Origin of the sequence: Amycolatopsis sp. MEPSY49 (assembly GCF_051337345.1) — a bacterium.
In the GTDB taxonomy this organism is placed as follows: domain Bacteria; phylum Actinomycetota; class Actinomycetes; order Mycobacteriales; family Pseudonocardiaceae; genus Amycolatopsis.
The window spans coordinates 730,810-748,220 of sequence record NZ_JBDLYJ010000001.1 but is presented as its reverse complement, the minus strand read 5'-3'; the positions used below and the strand labels follow the sequence as shown (position 1 = coordinate 748,220).

Below are 17,411 nucleotides of genomic sequence, written 5' to 3'. Positions count from 1 at the left end.
CTCACTGCAAGCCGGCCACGTGGGTCGCGGCGGCGGCTTCTTCCACTTCGCCGTTCTCGTTGAGCCGCAACGCGCCCGTGAGCAGGCCGACGACCTGGTTCATCGAGTGCGTCTTCGGCGAGACGACCGCGACGCGCTTGCCGAGGCGGTGCACGTGGATGCGGTCGGCGATGTCGAAGACGTGCGGCATGTTGTGGCTGATCAGCACCACCGGCAGGCCGCGGTCGCGGATCCGGCCGATGAGGTCGAGCACCTTGCCGGACTCGGCGACGCCGAGGGCGGCGGTGGGCTCGTCCATGATCACGGCCTTGGTGCCGAACGCGGCCGCGCGGGCCACGGCGACGCCTTGGCGTTGACCACCGGAAAGCGTCTCGACGGGCTGGCTGATCGACTTGATGTTGATGCCCAGCTCGTCGAGGATCCGCTGCGCCTCCGACCGCATGGTCGCGGTGTCGAGCTTGCGGAACAACCCGAGCGGCCCGCGCAGCCGTTTCTCCCGGCCCAGGAACATGTTCGACGCGATGTCGAGCGCGGGCGCGACGGCGAGGTCCTGGTAGACCGTCTCGATCCCGTAGTGGCGAGCGTCCAAAGGGGACTTGAAGTGGACAGTGCGACCGTCCACTTTGATCTCGCCCTCGTCCGGGATCACCGCGCCGGACAGGGCTTTGATGAGCGACGACTTCCCGGCGCCGTTGTCGCCGACCACGGCGAGCACTTCGCCGGGCAGGAGGTCGAAGTCGGCGCCGTCGATGGCGGTGACCCGGCCGTAGCGCTTGACCAGTCCGCGAGCCTGGAGGATGGGTTCACTCATGACTGCTGCTGCCTCCTCGCGATCCGGTCCACCACGACGGCGGCGATGAGCAGGGCGCCGGTGGCGAGGTCCTGGTAGTTGCCGTCGACGTTCATCTGCGTCAGCCCCGACCGCAGCACCGCCACGACCAGCGCGCCCATCAGCGTGCCGAGCACCGAGCCACGGCCGCCGAAGAGGCTCGTCCCGCCGAGGACGACAGCGGTGATCGAGTCGAGGTTGCCCAGCTGGAACTGGTTCGGGTCGGCGTTCGGCGTCCGGCCGAGCGCCTGCCAGGCCGCGATGCCGAACGTCAGCCCCGCAACGATGTACACCGACAGGACCGTGCGGTTGACCTTGATGCCGGACAGCCGCGCGGACTCCGGCGCGTTGCCGACGGCGTAGACGTGCTTGCCCCACGCGGTTTTCGTCAGCGCGTACCAGACGCCGAGGTACATCAGCAGCGCCAGCGTCATGCCGTAGGTGATCGGGATGCCGCCGAAGAGGTAGCGCTTGGTGCCGAGCCACTGCAGCAGCCCGTCGGTCACCGGGACGGCCTGGCCGCCGGCGATCAGCTTCGACACCGCGGTCAGCATGGTGAACGTGCCGAGCGTGATGATGAACGCCGGCAGCTTGATCCGCGTGGCGAGCCCGCCGATGAAGATGCCGACGATGATCGTCAGCACGACGCCGGCGAGCAGCGCGATGAACCCGTTCGTGCCGGCCGCGGCCAGCTTCGCCATGATCAGCGTCGCGACGACCATCGACGACGCGTTGGACAGGTCGATGCCCGCGATGAGGATGACGAGCGTCTGTCCTAACGCGAGTGTGCCGACGACCAGCGACTGCTGGACCACTGTGGACAGGTTGTCGAGGTCGAAGAACGTGTCCGTGGCCAGCGAGAACACCACGATCGCGACGACCAGCGCGAGCGCCGGGCCGACCGCCGGGGCACGGAGCAGGAAGTCGCCGAGGGATTCACGTTCCTTGGTTGCCACCGCCGTGGTCATTTCTGGCCTCCCCAGCAGTTCTGCAGGCCCCAGGCGGAGTCGTGGCTCTCGATGCCGGGCAGGGGCTTGTCGGTGATCACGGCGGACCCGGTGTTCACGAAGCCGGAGGGCTTCTTGCCGGTCTTGGCGTACTCGACGGCGGCGAGCACACCTTGCTCGGCCATCTTCTTCGGGAACTGCATGACGGTGGCGGCGAACTGGCCGTCCTTGACGTTCTGGACGCCTTCGCAGCCGCCGTCGATCGAGCCCATCACGATCTGGCCGGTCAGCCCGCGGGCCTTGAGCGCCGCGTACGCGCCGCGGCCCATCGGCTCGTTCATCGAGTAGACGGCGTTGATGTCGGTGCTGCGCTGCAGCAGGTTCTCCATGCCCTGCTGGGCGAGGCTCTGGTCGCCGTTGGCCGCGGTGTGGCCCTTGATCTCCGGCGAGGAGTCGGTGAGCCCGATGCCCTTGAGGAAACCGCCGTGGCGCTGGGTGTCGACCGAGCTGCCGGCGGTCCCGTCGACCATCAGCAGCTTGGGCGGGGTGCCGGCCAGCGCGGCCTTGACGTACGCGCCCTGCTGCTCGCCCGCCGCGAAGTTGTCGGTGGCGAAGGTGGCGTCGACGGCGTCGGCCGGTTCGGTCGCCGTGTCGAGGGCGATGACCAGGACACCGGCGTCACGCGCGTCCTTGATCGCCTTCAACACGCCGGTCGACGAGCTGGGCGTGATGAGGATGGTGTTCGCGCCCTGCTGCCGCAGGTTCTCGATGGCACGGACCTGGCCGTCGTTGTCGCCGTCGAACTGGCCGGCGAGCGCGCTGAAGTCGGCGCCGTTGGCCTGCGCGGCCGCTCTCGCGGCGTTGCGCAGTTCGACGAAGTAGGGGTTCGTGTCGGTCTTCGTGACGAGGCCGACCTTGGCCTTGCCGCTCCCGCCGGTGTTGGTGTTGCCGCCCCAGTGGCGTTCGACCGTGCACCCGGTCGTCGCGGCGAGGACGGCGGCCAGCACGACTGCGGTGAGACTTCGCTGTCTCATGGGTTCCCACCCTTTGTTCGTGTCGAAGCTTGCCGATGGTCGGGAAGGTAGACAGACTGCACCGTGGACGCAAGCGTTTGCGCAAACGCTTGCCGGAAAGGATTGGCATGCCCCAGCCGAGATCATCGCGGCCGACCCAGCGGGACATCGCCGAGCTCGCCGGCGTCTCGATCACGACCGTCTCGCACGTCGTCAACGGGACGCGGGCGGTCGCCGAGGACACCAAGGCGGCCGTCCTGCGGGCGATCGAGACGACCGGCTACACCGGCGACGCGATCGCCCGGTCGCTGGTCACCGGCGGGACGCGGTCGATCGGGATGGCGATCTCGCTGGTGGCCAACCCGTACTTCGCGAAGCTGATGCAGGCGATCGAGCGGGAGGCGTCGGCGCACGGGTACACCGTCCTGCTGGCCGACACGCACGACACCGCGGACACGGAGCGTGACACCGTGCGGGCGCTGCGCTCCCGTCGCGTCGACGGCCTGCTCATCACCCCGGCGCCCGGCGACGGCCCGGTGATCGGCGAGCTCGTGTCGCTGGACGTGCCGACGGTGCTGATCGACCGGCTGACCACCCGGACCGACGTCGACCAGGTGGGCACGGAGAACATCCAGGCGACCTCGGCGCTGACCGCGCACCTCGGGACGCTCGGGCACCGGCGGATCGGGATGATCAGCGGCGCGCCCGGGCTGTCGACGAGCGAGGAGCGCGTACTGGGCTACCGGCTGGGGCTCGGCCGGTCCGGGCTGACGTGGTCGTCCGAGCTCGTGGCCTGCGGGAACTCGTCGCACGAGGGTGGGTCGCTGGCGTTGAGCACGCTGCTGGCGCTGCCCGAGCCGCCGACGGCGCTGGTCGTCGGGAACGACAGCATGATGGTCGGGGTGCTGCACGAAGCCCGGCGGCGCGGGCTGCGCATCGGCCGCGACCTGCCGGTGGTGGTCTACGACGACGTCGAGTGGGCGGACCTGGTCGACCCGCCGCTGACGACGATGGCGCAGCCGATCGAGGAGATCGGCCGGCAGGCGGTCCGGCTGCTGCTGGCCCGCATCAACGACCCGGCGCGCAAGGCCGAGACGGTCCGGCTGCCACCCACTCTGCGTCATCGTGAGTCCTGCGGCTGCCCGTCGGTTCACTCACATCAGTGATTCTGCAGTTTTACCGGCACGGCGTGGACGTTCAGCGGATACGTTTCGGCTGAGCGTCTGCGAGGGCTTATGACCGCACTATCGCCGGAGCTCCGGTTGTGGGACCCCCCGGTCACCTACCGGATCGGCGTCGCGATGGGTACGAACGCGAACCCCTACTCGGGTGAGCTGCTGCGCTCGATCAGAGCAGCCGCGGCCCAGTCGGGCTGCGACGTCACGCTCGCCGACACCGGCGACACGGTCAGCGACGAGGCGGCGGTCGTCCGCGCCCTGCGGGCGGACCTCGTGGACGGCGTGCTGCTGGTGCCGTCGGCGGGTGCCGAAGCGGTGATCAACGGCCTGGTCCGGATGGGCGTCCCGACGGTGCTGGTCGACCGGGTGGCGGCCCGCAACGACGTCGACCAGGTCGGTACGGAGAACGTGCACGCGGTGGCGTCGCTGGTCCGCCACCTGACCGAGCGCCGGCACCGGAAGATCGGGTTCATCTCGGGCGACGAAGGCCTGGAGATCAGCCGCGAGCGCGTCCGCGGCTACCGGCTGGGGCTGGAGCAGGCGGGATTGCGGTTCAACCGCGAGCTGGTGGAGTGCGGCCTGTCGACGTCGGGCGGCGCGGCCCGCGCGACGGCGAAGCTCCTGGACGGCTGGCCCTCCCCGACGGCACTGGTCGTCGCGGACGAGTCGATGCTCGTCGGGGTCCAGTACGAAGCCCACCGGCGCGGGATCCGCATCGGCTCGGAGCTGGCGGTGGTCGGGTACGGGGACATGGAGTGGGCCCGCCGGGTGAGCCCGGCGGTGACGACGCTGGCCCAGCCGGTCGCGGACCTCGGGCGCCGGGCGGTGCAGCTGCTGCTGTCCCGCATGGCGGACCCGGACCGGCCACCGGAATCGGTGTCGCTGACCCCGCGGTTCCTGCACGGCGCCTCCTGCGGCTGCTGACCGGACACTGGCCACTTCCGGACGCCATGGAGTGACAATTGGCCTAAATACGTCACTTCGTTGCTACTCTCGGCGCGCTCGACAGCGGACGAATCGGAGAAGTGGCGAATGAGCGGTCAGTACATGAGCGGAAGCGTTTACTCGGCTTCCCTCTCGGCGGCGCTCAACGACTATTGGCAGGCGCTGGAACGCCGCTGGATCAGGGACGCCGGCCTGACCCTGCGCGGCGGCACGAGCCAGATCGACGCCGCGCCGGAGCCCGCCCGGTGGCAGGTTCCGGTCGAGTCCCGGGGCCACCTGACGACCTGCCCGATCGTCGCGTGGGCGGTCGACGACAGCACCCCGGCCAACCGGCCGTCCGCCGCGTGCGACGGGTGGAGCGTGCCCGACGCGAAGTACGTCGAATGCCGCGCGGCCGACGTCTTTTCCCAGGTCGGGGACTGGGCGTGGGCCAAGCGGGAACAGCTCGCGGCCGCGATCCCGGATCTCGCGGGCGGGCCGGAACTGTCGTCCCTCGAGGACGCGCAGAAAAGCCTCCTGAACGCCGACGGGACCCTGCGCCCGGAGGGCTCGATCGGCGCCTACACCCTGCCCGGCATGGTCGAGAAGCTGTCCGTCCGGGACGACGGCAACAACAACCGGGCGTGGCTGGCCGGGTGGACCGGGCTCGCGGCGAACAGCCTCAAAGGCGGCTTCCTTTCGACGGTCGGCCCGACGCTGAAGAACCAGAGTGTGCTCGTGCGGTGGCTGGCCAATTGCTACTCCTTGCGGGCCACGACGATCCACGCCACCCGGAACAACACCCTCCAGCTCATCGCCCAGGCCACCCGCGACCTTTTCGAGGCCGCGCAGCCGTCGGCAAACACCCCGCGGGAAAGGGTGGCGGTGAACGCCGCGAGCCAGGCGTGGGGAATCGTCTCGACGGTCGCCACGGCGTTGGGCGAAGAGGCGCCGGGCAGCATCGGCACGGCGCTGAGCCTGATCGACTTCGCGCTCAGCCTCCGCGAGGGGAAGCCGAACGAAGCGCTGAAGTTCCCGCAGCTGAGCAGCTTCTTCACCCACCTCGACGCCGCCGTCCGCGCCCTCCACGCGGACCTGACCGCGGCCGAAGCCGACTACCAGAAGGCCATCACGGGCATCCAGCAGCGGATCGCCGGGGCCGACCGCACGGTGCTGGAGCTCTACGACTTCACGAAGAGCAGTCCCGACGGCGACGACAGCGACCCGTCCGCGTCCGGCCGGTTCGCCGTCGATGTCGTCGTGGTCATGGAGATCGCCCAGCACTGCGTCGACGCCGCCGACATCTACTCCCGCGACGTGCTGACCAAGGTCGCCGCGGCTTCCTACGCCGACGGCCAGCTGGTGGGCCGCGGCGCCGTGGCCACCGCGGCGGACACGGCGTTGATCGCGTTGCGGGAAGACATCGAGTCGTTCTTCCAGAACACCACTGCGCGGTACCTCATGGCGGCCGATCGCATCAAGAAGGCCGCGGAGAAGTACGCGGCGAGCGACGCGGAGCAGAAAGCCCGGCTCAAGGCCGCTGTCGCCGATTGGCACGAAGCCGGAGAGGACGACAAACGCGCCAAGATCGACCTCGACCCGCGCAAGGAAGGCGTCCAGAACTGACGCGCCGGTAGCGGGAGAATGGCGAGGTGGTCAGACTCGCGCACACCGCCCAGCTGCCGGCCGCCGACCTGCTCGCCGTCCGGGCCCTGCTCGAAGGCGCGTTCGCGGACTTCGATCCACCGGGCTGGGAAAACACCCTCGGCGGCCTGCACGCCCTCGCCTTCGACGGCGACGAGCTGATCGGTCACGCCTCGCTCGTGCAACGCCGCCTGCTGCACGGCGACCGCGTGCTGAACACCGGCTACGTCGAGGGCGTCGCGGTGCACCCGGACCACCGGCGGCGCGGCGTCGCGAGCGCGTTGATGGCGGCGATGGAGGAGCTGCTGCCCGGGTACGAGGTGGGCGCGCTGAGCGCGACCAGGGCCGGGGCACCGCTGTACGCGGGACGCGGCTGGCAGCTGTGGCGCGGGCCCACGTTCGCGTTGACACCGTCCGGGGTCCAGCGCACCGAGGACGACGACGGCGGCGTCTACGTCTTCCCCGGCCGGGTCCCGCTCGACCTCGACGGGGAGCTAACCGCCGACTGGCGGGCCGGCGACGTCTGGTGACAGCGTCGCCGCGGCCTCCAGGAGCATCCAGCCGCCCACTTGCACCGACATGTCGCGTTCCGGGGCGTCCGCCGGCACCGGCCAGGGCACCGGGCGGTCCCAGTACGCGCTGAACACCGGCCCTTCGGCAGCTCCCGACCAGCACGCCTCCGCCGACTTCAGCACCAGCTCGCGGGCCGTGGCCGCCTCCGGGCCGGGCAACGACCGCGCCGCCAACGCCAGGTACCGCGCCAGGATCGCGCCGAACAAACCGCCGTCGCCGCCGCCCTGGCCGCGGATCACCCCGCCCGGCGCGCAGTGTTCCGCGACCGCCCGGACGGTCCGCGCCGCATTGTCCATTGAGGACAATGCGAGGCACGCGCCCAGGTAGACCCCTTGGCAGTACGTGTAAATGTGCTTCACCAGTTCGCCGGTGTCCGCGCGAATGCCGTCCCAGACGAGACCCGTCGCGGGATCGACCAGAGTGGACGTCAGCCAGTCCGCCATCTCACGAGCGCGGGAGAGATTCCCCGACCGCGCGTGGAAGATCGCCGCCGGGCCGTTGGCCGGGGCGTTCTTGAAGTCGTCGCCGCGGCGCCACCAGATGCCGCCGCCCGCCGCGGACGTCCAGCCCGACAGCAGCTGCGTGTCGATCGCCGCCACCGCCGGTCCGGTGTCGATACCCAGTGACGAAACCCGTTGCAGCGCAAGGCCGAGCCACGCGATGTCGTCGTAGTAGTCGTTGGTCCAGCGGCCGAAGTTGCGCAGCCGCACCGAACGCACGAACGACCGGATCAACGCCAAGCGCGCGGGCGTACCGGCCCGCAGCTGGGCGTCGACCAGCGTGTCCAGCAGGTGCGCCTGCCACCAGTAGTTCCAGTGCCAGTGCAGCCGCTGGCCGGGCGACGGCGGCCAGCCGCTGCGCCCGAGGACCGTGCCGGGCAGGCCCCACACCCGGCGCAGGTGCCGCGAAGTCACTGCGCGTTCGGCAGCCGAGACGTCCATGTCGCAATCGTGCCTTGCCCATCGACATACCGCTCGGTATGTTGGGCTGTCATGACGACGGCCCACGTGACCTGCCCGCTCTGCGAAGCCACCTGCGGCCTCGACGTGACGCTCGACGCGAACCAGCAGGTCACCCGCGTCACGGGCGACCAGAACGACGTCTTCTCGAAGGGCTACATCTGCCCGAAGGGCGCGTCGCTCGGGGCGCTCCACCACGACCCCGACCGGCTGACCGCGCCGCTGCTCAAGCGCGACGGCGAGTTCGTCGAGGTCAGCTGGCAGGAGGCCTACGACGAGATCGACCGCCGCCTCCCGCCGATCCTCGAGGAGCACGGCCGGGACGCCGTCGCCGTGTACGCGGGCAACCCCGGCGTGCACAACATCGCGCTGACGCTCTACGGCCGCGTGCTCTACAAAGCCTTGGGCACCAAGAACTTCTACAGCGCGACCTCGGTCGACCAGATGCCGAAGCACTTCTCGGCCGGCACCATGTTCGGCGACCCGCTCGCCATCCCCGTGCCCGACCTCGACCGCACGCGCCACCTGCTGATCCTCGGCGCCAACCCGCTCGTCTCCAACGGCAGCCTGATGACCGCGCCGGACATCCGCGGCCGGCTGCGCGGGATCCGCGAGCGCGGCGGCAAGATCGTCGTCGTCGACCCGCGGCGCACGCGCACTGCCGCGTTCGCCGACGAGCACCACGCCATCCGGCCCGGCACCGACGCGCTGCTGCTGTTCGCGCTGGTCAACGTCCTGTTCGCGGAGAACCGCGTCGCACCCGGGCGGCTGGCGGAGCACCTCCACGGCCTCGACGACGTCCGCGAGCTGGCCCGGCCGTTCACGCCCGAAGCCGTCGCCCCGCGCACCGGCATCGACGCCGCCGAGATCCGCCGGATGGCGCTCGAGCTGGCCACCGAGAACGCCGTCGTCTACGGCCGGATCGGCACCACCACGCAGACGTTCGGCACGGTCGCGAGCTGGCTCGTCGACGTCCTCAACGTGCTCACCGGCAACCTCGACGCGCCCGGCGGCGCGATGTTCCCGCTGGCCGCGTGCCAGCCGACCGGCAACCGGCGGCCGTTCGCGGTCGGGCGCTGGCGCAGCCGCGTGCGCGGCTACCCCGAGGTCGTCGGCGAACTGCCGGTCGCGACGCTCGCCGACGAGATCGAAACGCCGGGCGAGGGCCAGGTTCGCGCGCTGATCACGGTCAGCGGCAACCCGTGCCTGAGCACGCCGAACGCCGGGCGGCTGAGCGAAGCCCTGAAGAACCTCGACTTCATGATCTCCGTCGACGTCTACCTCAACGAGACGTCCCGCCGGGCCGACGTCATCCTGCCCGGCCCGTCACCGCTCGAGCGGCCGCACTTCGACCTGGCGTTCTACCAGCTCTCGGTGCGCAACGTCGCGAACTGGACGCCGGCGACGCTGCCGTCGGAGCTGCCGCAGGAATGGGAAACGATGCTGCGGCTCACCGGCATCGTCACCGGTCAGGGGCCCGAAGCGGACGTCGCGGCGCTGGACGACTTCGTCGCCGCCGAAACTGCGCGCCGGAACAAGCTCGAGGTGACCCACGACCGCACCGGGCCCGCGCGGCTGGTCGACCTGCTGCTGCGCGCCGGGCCGTACGACGTCACGCTCGCCGACCTCGAAGCCGCGCCGCACGGGATGGACTTCGGGCCGCTGCGGCCGCGGATTCCCGAGGTGCTGTGCACCGCGTCCGGCCGGATCGAGCTGGCGCCACCGGACGTCGTCGCCGATGTTCCGCGGCTGCGTGCCGAGCTGTCGAAGCCGGCCGACGAAGGTCTGGTGCTGATCGGCCGGCGCCACCTGAGCTCGAACAACTCGTGGATGCACAACCTCGCGCCGCTGGTCCGCGGCGGCAACCGCTGCACGGTCCTGGTCCACCCGGCCGACGCGACGCGCCTGGGTCTCACCGACGGCGCGCTGGCGTCGGTGACCTCGCGCGCCGGCAAGCTGGAGGTGCCGGTGGAGGTGACGGACGAGGTCCGGCCGGGCGTGGTCAGCATCCCGCACGGCTGGGGCCACGACGTCGACGGCGCGCGGACCCGCGTCGCGAGCGCGAACCCCGGCGTCAACTCGAACCTGGTCGCGGACGAGACGCTGCTCGACGTGCCGTCGGGGACCTCGGTGCTGAACGGCATCCCGGTCGAGGTCGCGCCGGCGTAGCTACCAGGCCGTCGACAGGTCGGCGTGCTGCCGGACCCAGGCGTGCATGACGATCCCCGCCGCGACGCCCGCGTTGATCGACCGGGTCGTCCCGAACTGGGCGATCGACACCGTCAGGGCCGCCGCTTCCCGCGTGGCCTCGGACAACCCCGGCCCCTCCTGGCCGAACACCAGCACGCACGACCGCGGCAGCGACGCCGTCTCGACCGGCTCGGACCCCGGCGTGTTGTCGACCGCGATCAGGGCGAGGCCGTTTTCCGCGGCGAACGACACCAGCCCGGAGACGTCGTCGTGGTGGCGGAGGTGCTGGTAGCGGTCGGTCACCATCGCGCCGCGGCGGTTCCAGCGGCGGCGGCCGACGATGTGCACCTCCGCCGCCGCGAAGGCGTTCGCCGTGCGGACCACCGTGCCGATGTTGTGGTCGTGCTGGAAGTTCTCGATCGCGACGTGGAACGGGTGCCGCCGGCGGTCCACATCGGACACGATCGCCTCGCGGCGCCAGTAGCGGTAGGCGTCGACGACGTTGCGGCGGTCGCCGTCGCGCAGCAGGTCCGGGTCGTACCGCTCGTCCGACGGCCACTCGCCCGGCCACGGGCCGACGCCGACCTCTTCGCGGCTCACCCACTCGGTGGGTCCGACGTCCGGGGAGGTACTCACCTCCCGATTGTCGCCTAGCCCAAGCGGACCCGGTGCGTCCGGGCGTCTTCGCTGTGGTCACGGTGGCGCCAGCGGTGGTAGACGCCGACGTAGGAGTAGACGACCACGGTGATCGCGACGACGCCGATCACCGGCAGCCACGACCTCGGGAACACCGTGTCGTAGAGGTAGTAGGCGTTGAACCCGCCGGGCAGGTCACCGAGGCCCTGCTGGTGCCGGAAGTAGTTCTCCAGCGCGGTGAACGGGCAGGGCACCGGCGCCACGTTGACCAGCACACCCCAGGCCACGCCCAGCAGGTGCACGAAGATCAGCTTGGGCCACCGCCAGGCGACGAAGCCGCCGAAACCGATGAGCAGCAGGGCCAGGATGTGTACCGCGACGGTCACGTCCGCCAGGAACTTCGCCACCACACGCCCCCTTCACCGAACCCCCTACCAGCGACTTTACTCTGCTGATCGGATTCGGCCGCCCCTAAGAGTGCCCGGCTGTGTGATGTTTAACCCAGCGGAGCAACCCGTTCACCTGGGCGGTGACGGAGGCGTTACGCCCGGTGGGAACTCCGGTGGGCGCTTCGCGGGGTACTGCGTCGGCTCTTCGCGCGGGTACGGGTGCGGCTTCTTCCACGGCGGCTGGTGCCCGGGCCGGTCCGGCGGCTCGTCGGGCTTCGACGGCTCTTCCACACCCTCGACGGTACGCCGGATCAGCTGACCCGGTCGGCCGGCGCGGGTGCCTCGTCACCGGGCAGGTGGACGTCGCTGACGTTGGTGTTCACCTGCTTCGTGACGAGGACCCACCCCGGAGACGGGAGTGGCTCACTGTGACGTGGGTCTCCCGAAGGCCGCGCCGTCGAGGTCGGTGACGACCAGCCGCAGCCGCGCGCCTTCCCACTCCGTGCCGGCCAGCACCGGACGCACCGCCGCCGCGGCCTGCTCCAGCAACGGTGGTAGCGGCAGCCGCGTGGCGATGAGGCGGATCTGGACGACGTCGGCCGAGAGGTCGACGGCTTGGCCGGCCCAGTCCACCGGCAGCCACGTCGTCTCGGGGGCGACCGGGGTCGCGGGGCGGAGACCGGCCACGGTTTCGACGGCGCCGACGATCTTCTCGACGGCTTCGGCGCCGGTCACCGGGGCTCGATGTCCATAATGGACACCGAAACCCCGTCGACGGCCAGGCCGGTCTGCTCGGTCACGAACCGGCCGACCGAGCGCTGCACCGCCCGGCCGACCGCCGCGGCCTGGTCGGCCGCCGACGTCACCAGGTCGACCTCGACGCTCACCCGGCCGTCGGTGGTGCGGACCCGGACGCCGTCCGCCGGCGCCGGGTCGAGCCCCTTCCAGCGCTGCCGGGCGGCCCGCGTCCACGCCGTCACCAGGCCGCGCAGGCCCGGCTCGAGCCGCACGACGCCGGGTGTCGTGATCGCCGCCCTGGCCGCCACGCCGGCGATCACCGGATCGGCGATGACGTACTCAACGCTCATTCCCCTGGCTCCCCATAAACGTCGTCCACCAGCAGGTCGAGCCGCGCGAGCGTCAGGCCCACCCGGGCCGCGGCCGCCGCGGTCACCCGCTCCCGCACCAACGCCAACGCTTCACCGCCGGTAGCGTTCCGGAGACTCACCGCGAGGGTGAGTTCGACTTCGACCCCGCCCTCGGCGAGCGGGCGGATCCGGCAGCGCCGCGCCCGGACGCCGTCGACCGTGTCCGCCGCGTACCGCAGCACGGCCGCGACGGCCTGCTCGCTGATCTCGACGAACCCGGGTTCCGGGGTCGGCAGCGCCACCATCGAGCCGCGCCGCACCTCGGCCCGCACGGCGGACATGATCCGGCCGAACAAGGCGGGCGGCACGTCGTCCTCGGCAGCCACCAGCTCCGACGTCGCTTCCCGCAGCGCCAGCAGGCTTTCCCGGGCCGCGCGGCAGTGCGGGCAGGTCAGCTCGTGCTCGTCGGCCAGCCCGGCGCCGACCGCGTCGAGCCGCTCCCACACCTGCTCGACGTCGCGTTCGCAGGGCAGTTCGTAGTCCGTCATCGCCATGGCTTCATCACCTCCGCCAGCTGGGCTCGGGCCCGCGCGATCCGGCCGCGCACCGCGGTCGCGGTCGCGCCGACGACTTCGCCGATCTCTTCGTAGGACCGGCCGTGCACTTCCCGGAGCAGCCAGCACGCGCGTTGCTCGGGCGTCAGCTGTTCCAGTGCGGCGTTCAACGCCGCGAGCTGCCCGCTCACCTGCGCGGCCCGCTCCGGCTGCAGGTCCGCCCGCGGCGACTCGGCGGTGTCGAGGTCGACGTCGGCCTGCGGCCTGCGCGCGCGGATGGCGTTGAGGCAGCGGTTCGTGGTGGCCCGGTAGAGCCAGCCGACGAAGGCGGCGTCCTCCCCGAGCTGCCCGAGTTTGCGCCAGGCGTTGAGGAACACCTCCTGCACGACGTCCTCGGCATCGCCGCGGTGCGCGAGCATCTTCACGGCGAGCCGGAACATCGGGCCCTGGTAGCGCAGCACGAGCTGTTCGTAGGCCCGGACATCGCCGTCCTTGGCGCGCCCGACGAGGGTCGCGTCGTCGAGCGGCGCAGCGGTTGTCGTCACGGCACCTCCTCGGGAGGAGGACACCGGCGGGCGGGAAACGTCACGGGTTCAGTGTGGGTGACCCGCGTCACCGCGGCGACTCAGCCGGGGCCGAGCTGAAGGTGCCCTTCAGTCCAGGCCGAGGTCGTCCTTGCCCAGGATGTACCGGTACTCCAGGCCTTCCTTCTCGATGGCCTCCCGCGCCCCGGTGTCGCGGTCGACCACCGTCGCCACGCCGATCACGTTCGCGCCCGCTTCGCGCAGGGCCTCGACCGCCGTCAGGACGCTGCCGCCCGTCGTCGACGTGTCCTCGACCGCCAGGACCCGCTGGCCGCGGACCTCCATGCCCTCGATGCGGCGCTGCATGCCGTGTTCCTTCACGGCCTTCCGGACGACGAACGCGTCCAGCACCACGCCGTCGGTCGCGGCGGAGTGCAGCATCGCCAGCGCCACCGGGTCGGCGCCGAGCGTCAGGCCGCCGGCCGCCACGTAGTCCCAGTCCGCCGTCAGCTGGCGCAGCAGCTTGCCGATCAGCGGCGCGGCCGCGTGGTGCAGCGTCGCGCGCCGGAGATCGATGTAGTAATCGGCTTCCTTGCCCGAGGCCAAGGTCACTTTTCCGTGCACCACGGAAAGATCGGTGACCAGCCTGGCCAGTTCGAGTTTCGCCGCTTGATCCAACCCGGGGTTCGCCACGGCCGAGAGTCTTACACACGCGCCTCCTCACTCCCCGATGGATGTGGCGTCGACCGCACGCCCGCGCGTCGCCGCCCAGGCCGGGACCAGGATCGCGACGAGCGAGAGCACCACGGCGATCGCGAGCACCACCAGGTAGATCGCCAGTGGCCCCGACGGCAGCGGCGATCCGCTGACCACCAGGCAGAACGGCACGATCGAGCCCGCCGCGACGAGCGTCCCGAGGAGCACCGCGATGGTCGCGATCAGCCCGCCTTCGACCCCGGCCATCCGCAGCACCTGGCCGCGGGTGAACCCGCTCAGCCGCTGCAGCCCGAACTCGCGCCGCCGCCGCGAGGTTGCCATCACCAGCGTGTTCACCACCGAGATCACCGTGTACGCGATGATCATCCCGACGAGCAGGTAGTTGACCCACGCGCCGACCTCGTTGCCCTTCGCGTGCGCCGCGATGAGCGCGTCCCGGTCACCGACGGAGACCGGCAATCCCGCTGTCGCCTCGCGAAGCCGCGAAGTCAACGTCGCCGAGTCGACGCCGTCGGCCGCGCGCACCAGCAGCTGCGGCGCGAGCCCGGCCGTCGTGTGCGGCGCGAGCAAGCCGGCGGGCAGCACGAGCTTCTCGAACCCGGCGCGCTGCTTCACGACGGAGGTCACGCGCACGTCCACCGGCGAGCCGTCGCCGAGCCGCAGCGACAGCGTGTCGCCGACGTGCCGGCCGAGCGTGTCCGGCACCTCGATCGCGTTCCCGGACAGCTCGCTGACGCCCAGCGCGGGCCAGCCGTCGTCGTCCTGGCCGGAGTCGAACGGCTTCTCGATGAACACCGTGCTCGTGACGTACTCCGAGGCACTCGCGACCCCCGGCGTCGCGCGCACGCGGCCCAGCACCGACGGGTCCAGGCCGCCCGGGCCGGCGACGACGGCGTCCGCGCGCAGGTCCTCGGTGTACGCCTGGTTCGAGACGGCTTCCTGGGTCGTCTGCAGGTAGATGTTGGCGGTCGCGATGCCGACCGCGAGCATGATCGGCGTGACCGCGCCCGCCGTCCGCACCGCGCCGACGCGGGTGTTGCGCAGGGCGACCCGGCCGGTGACGCCGCTCAGCGCCTGCACCGGCCAGCGCAGCAGCATCGCCGTCACCTTGGTGACGCCCGGGCTGAGCGCCGCCAGGCCGAACGCCCACAGCATCACCGCGGGGCCGGCCGTGCTGGCCGCGACCGGGCCGGTCATGACGGCGACCGTAACGATCGCCAGCGCCGTCCCGCCCGCGAAGCAGAGGATCGCGGTGATCAGCCGGATCGGCGTCAGCCAGCGCCGTTCCACGGCCGCCTCGGCGAGCGCTTCGGTCGGACGAACCTTCGAAGCCCGGCGCCCGGCGACGAAGGATGCGGCGAAGACGGCCAGCAGCGACGCGCCCGCGGCGACGATCGCCGGGATCCAGCCCTGCCCGAACCGCAGCACGTCCGGCACGACGTGGTTCGCCGCGAGCTGGTCGAACAGCCAGTTCCCGAGCACCGGCCCGAGCACGACCGCGACGGCGACCGCGAGCAGCCCGACGACGAGCGCCTCGCCAAGCACCATCCGGCGCAGCTGCCGCGGGGTCGTGCCGATCGCGCGCAGCAACGCGAGTTCGCGCTGGCGTTGCTGGGTCGACAGCGTGAGCGTGCCCGCGACGACGAACACCATGACCAGCGCCGACAACCCGCCGGAGACGGCGGCGAGCACGATCAGGTTCTCGCCGCTCTTGCCCACCTCGGGGAACTCCAGGGCACCGCGGTCGGCGCCGGTCAGCACGACCCCGGCGTCGCCGACGACCGCCGACACCGCGGCCGCGTCTCCACCGAAGACGCCGATCGCGTCGAACTGCCCGGGGTGGCCGAAGAGCCTTTCCGCGTCCGAAGCCGCGAAGAACAGCGCCGAGTCCCGCATGGACTGAGGCGCCTTCGCGACGCCGGAAACGCGGTACTGACCGACGGTGCCGTGCGCCGCGACGGGCAGAGTGGTCCCGACGGCGATCCCCATGTCGGCGTCAACGACCACTTCACCCGGCTTCGGCGCATCGCCGGTCAACGCGTACGGCGTCAGCGCGGCGGACTCCCACGCGTGCCCGAGCGCGCTCGCCGCGCCGAGCTGCACCGGGAAGCCGACCTCGCCGACCACGTTCGTGACACCCGGGACCGCGCGCAGGCGGTCGGCCAGCGCCGCGTCGACCCGGACGCGCTCGGGCAGCGTCGCGTTCTTGTACTTGTGCTTGTCCTCGGGGTCGAGGGTCGCCGGGTCGTCCTCGGGCACCGCAAGCGTTTGCTGCCCGCCGACGACGATCGGCGCCGCGGCCAGCCGCTGCACCGGCGTCTCGGACCGGATGCCCGTCTCCATCAGGCCACCGCACGCCGAGACGATCAGCGCGCCGAAGAACACGGCGACGAACGTCGCCAGGAAGCCGCCCTTGCGCAGGCGCAGCGTCCGGAGCGCGAGCGTGAACATCAGGCCGCCACCCGGCCCCACGCGCCCAGGTGGGTCATCCGCTCGGCGACGGCTTCCGCGGTCGGCCGGTCCAGGCGGCCGGCGATCCGGCCGTCGGCCAGGAAGACGACCTGGTCGGCGTAGGACGCGGCGACCGGGTCGTGCGTCACCATGATCACCGTCTGGCCGGACGAGCGGACGGAGTCGCGCAGCAGACCGAGCACGTCGGCGGCGGTGCGGGTGTCGAGCGCGCCGGTCGGCTCGTCGGCGAACAGCACGGCCGGGTCGGTGACCAGCGCTCGGGCGATCGCGACGCGCTGCGCCTGCCCGCCGGAGAGCTGCCCGGGCAGGTGCTTGCGGCGCCCGTCGAGCCCGACGTGCGCGAGGATCCGCGCGACCAGCCGCTTGTCCGGGCGCTTGCCGGCCAGCTGCAGCGGCAGCACGACGTTCTGCTCCACCGTCAGCGCCGGGAGCAGGTTGAACGCCTGGAAGACGAAGCCGACGCGGTCGCGCCGCAGCTTCGTCAGGTACGTCTCGTTCTTGCCGTCGAGGTCCTGGCCGTCGAGCACGACCCGGCCCGACGTCGGCCGGTCGAGCCCGGCCGCGCAGTGCAGGAAGGTGCTCTTGCCCGACCCGGACGGGCCCATCACCGCCGTGAACCCGCCCCGCGGGAACGAGATCGAAACCCCGTCCAGCGCGACCACGCCGCCGTACTCCTTGCGCACGGCCTCGAGCCGCACCGCCTCTGTCGTCATGGTCAAAACGCTATTGAGGCAGCCCCCGGATCACCCTGGTGCGCACGTGCGTCTCGGTGGT

At 71.5% G+C, this 17,411-nt stretch carries 18 protein-coding genes; 5 read left to right on the top strand and 13 right to left on the bottom strand.

Features of this window, described 5'->3' with window-relative positions; all coding sequences use genetic code 11:
* Nucleotide 1: 1 nt before the first annotated feature.
* The 3 genes from ABFJ78_RS03695 to ABFJ78_RS03685 are packed head-to-tail and all read right to left on the bottom strand — an operon-like array spanning nucleotide 2 to nucleotide 2,810.
* Nucleotides 2-811: an ATP-binding cassette domain-containing protein gene (locus tag ABFJ78_RS03695; protein WP_436384205.1), complete on the bottom strand. Its 810-nt coding sequence runs from the start codon at nucleotides 809-811 to the stop codon at nucleotides 2-4.
* Entirely contained in the window at nucleotides 808-1,797 is a 990-nt protein-coding gene (locus ABFJ78_RS03690) for an ABC transporter permease (protein WP_436384204.1), read from the bottom strand. Before ABFJ78_RS03690 ends, ABFJ78_RS03695 begins: the two co-directional genes overlap by 4 nt.
* On the bottom strand, nucleotides 1,794-2,810 hold the full coding sequence (locus ABFJ78_RS03685; protein WP_436384203.1) for a substrate-binding domain-containing protein: 1,017 nt from the start codon (nucleotides 2,808-2,810) through the stop codon (nucleotides 1,794-1,796). Before ABFJ78_RS03685 ends, ABFJ78_RS03690 begins: the two co-directional genes overlap by 4 nt.
* A 107-nt stretch (nucleotides 2,811-2,917) precedes the next feature.
* On the opposite strand from ABFJ78_RS03685, the gene ABFJ78_RS03680 reads away from it, so the two are divergent.
* The 4 genes from ABFJ78_RS03680 (at nucleotide 2,918) to ABFJ78_RS03665 (ending at nucleotide 7,065) form a co-directional block, all read left to right on the top strand.
* A complete protein-coding gene (locus ABFJ78_RS03680; protein WP_436384201.1) occupies nucleotides 2,918-3,955 on the top strand; it encodes a LacI family DNA-binding transcriptional regulator in 1,038 nt (345 codons plus the stop codon).
* 69 nt (nucleotides 3,956-4,024) lie between these two features.
* Nucleotides 4,025-4,891, top strand: coding sequence for a LacI family DNA-binding transcriptional regulator (locus ABFJ78_RS03675; protein WP_436384199.1), 867 nt, complete (start codon nucleotides 4,025-4,027; stop codon nucleotides 4,889-4,891).
* A gap of 123 nt (nucleotides 4,892-5,014) precedes the next feature.
* A complete protein-coding gene (locus ABFJ78_RS03670; RefSeq protein ID WP_436384198.1) occupies nucleotides 5,015-6,517 on the top strand; it encodes a hypothetical protein in 1,503 nt (500 codons plus the stop codon).
* Nucleotides 6,518-6,543: 26 nt separating this feature from the next.
* Nucleotides 6,544-7,065, top strand: coding sequence for a GNAT family N-acetyltransferase (locus ABFJ78_RS03665; protein ID WP_436384196.1), 522 nt, complete (start codon nucleotides 6,544-6,546; stop codon nucleotides 7,063-7,065).
* Here ABFJ78_RS03665 and ABFJ78_RS03660 read toward each other — a convergent pair.
* Complete coding sequence (locus ABFJ78_RS03660; RefSeq protein ID WP_436384195.1) at nucleotides 7,030-8,049, bottom strand: glycoside hydrolase family 76 protein; 1,020 nt, start codon at nucleotides 8,047-8,049, stop codon at nucleotides 7,030-7,032. The genes ABFJ78_RS03665 and ABFJ78_RS03660 overlap by 36 nt on opposite strands.
* A 51-nt stretch (nucleotides 8,050-8,100) precedes the next feature.
* Between ABFJ78_RS03660 and ABFJ78_RS03655 the strand changes: the two genes are divergently transcribed.
* Entirely contained in the window at nucleotides 8,101-10,236 is a 2,136-nt protein-coding gene (locus tag ABFJ78_RS03655) for a molybdopterin-dependent oxidoreductase (RefSeq protein WP_436384194.1), read from the top strand.
* Here ABFJ78_RS03655 and ABFJ78_RS03650 read toward each other — a convergent pair whose 3' ends face one another.
* The 9 genes from ABFJ78_RS03650 to ABFJ78_RS03610 form a co-directional block, all read right to left on the bottom strand.
* Nucleotides 10,237-10,893, bottom strand: a complete 657-nt coding sequence (locus tag ABFJ78_RS03650; protein WP_436384192.1) for a TrmH family RNA methyltransferase — start codon at nucleotides 10,891-10,893, stop codon at nucleotides 10,237-10,239.
* A 14-nt stretch (nucleotides 10,894-10,907) separates the two neighbouring features.
* Nucleotides 10,908-11,300 (bottom strand): DUF2784 domain-containing protein, encoded by a 393-nt coding sequence (locus tag ABFJ78_RS03645; RefSeq protein ID WP_436384190.1) that lies wholly within the window; start codon nucleotides 11,298-11,300, stop codon nucleotides 10,908-10,910.
* 405 nt (nucleotides 11,301-11,705) lie between these two features.
* Complete coding sequence (locus ABFJ78_RS03640) at nucleotides 11,706-12,017, bottom strand: hypothetical protein (RefSeq protein WP_436384189.1); 312 nt, start codon at nucleotides 12,015-12,017, stop codon at nucleotides 11,706-11,708.
* Nucleotides 12,014-12,370, bottom strand: a complete 357-nt coding sequence (locus tag ABFJ78_RS03635; RefSeq protein ID WP_436384188.1) for an Asp23/Gls24 family envelope stress response protein — start codon at nucleotides 12,368-12,370, stop codon at nucleotides 12,014-12,016. Before ABFJ78_RS03635 ends, ABFJ78_RS03640 begins: the two co-directional genes overlap by 4 nt.
* Complete coding sequence (locus ABFJ78_RS03630) at nucleotides 12,367-12,924, bottom strand: Asp23/Gls24 family envelope stress response protein (protein ID WP_436384187.1); 558 nt, start codon at nucleotides 12,922-12,924, stop codon at nucleotides 12,367-12,369. The genes ABFJ78_RS03635 and ABFJ78_RS03630 overlap by 4 nt, the downstream gene beginning before the upstream one ends.
* On the bottom strand, nucleotides 12,915-13,469 hold the full coding sequence (locus tag ABFJ78_RS03625; protein WP_436384185.1) for an RNA polymerase sigma factor: 555 nt from the start codon (nucleotides 13,467-13,469) through the stop codon (nucleotides 12,915-12,917). Before ABFJ78_RS03625 ends, ABFJ78_RS03630 begins: the two co-directional genes overlap by 10 nt.
* A 108-nt stretch (nucleotides 13,470-13,577) precedes the next feature.
* Nucleotides 13,578-14,141, bottom strand: coding sequence for an orotate phosphoribosyltransferase (pyrE, locus tag ABFJ78_RS03620; RefSeq protein ID WP_436384184.1), 564 nt, complete (start codon nucleotides 14,139-14,141; stop codon nucleotides 13,578-13,580).
* A 27-nt stretch (nucleotides 14,142-14,168) separates the two neighbouring features.
* Entirely contained in the window at nucleotides 14,169-16,616 is a 2,448-nt protein-coding gene (locus ABFJ78_RS03615; RefSeq protein ID WP_436384183.1) for an ABC transporter permease, read from the bottom strand.
* Nucleotides 16,616-17,350 (bottom strand): ABC transporter ATP-binding protein, encoded by a 735-nt coding sequence (locus tag ABFJ78_RS03610; protein WP_436384182.1) that lies wholly within the window; start codon nucleotides 17,348-17,350, stop codon nucleotides 16,616-16,618. The genes ABFJ78_RS03615 and ABFJ78_RS03610 overlap by 1 nt, the downstream gene beginning before the upstream one ends.
* Nucleotides 17,351-17,411: the final 61 nt, after the last annotated feature.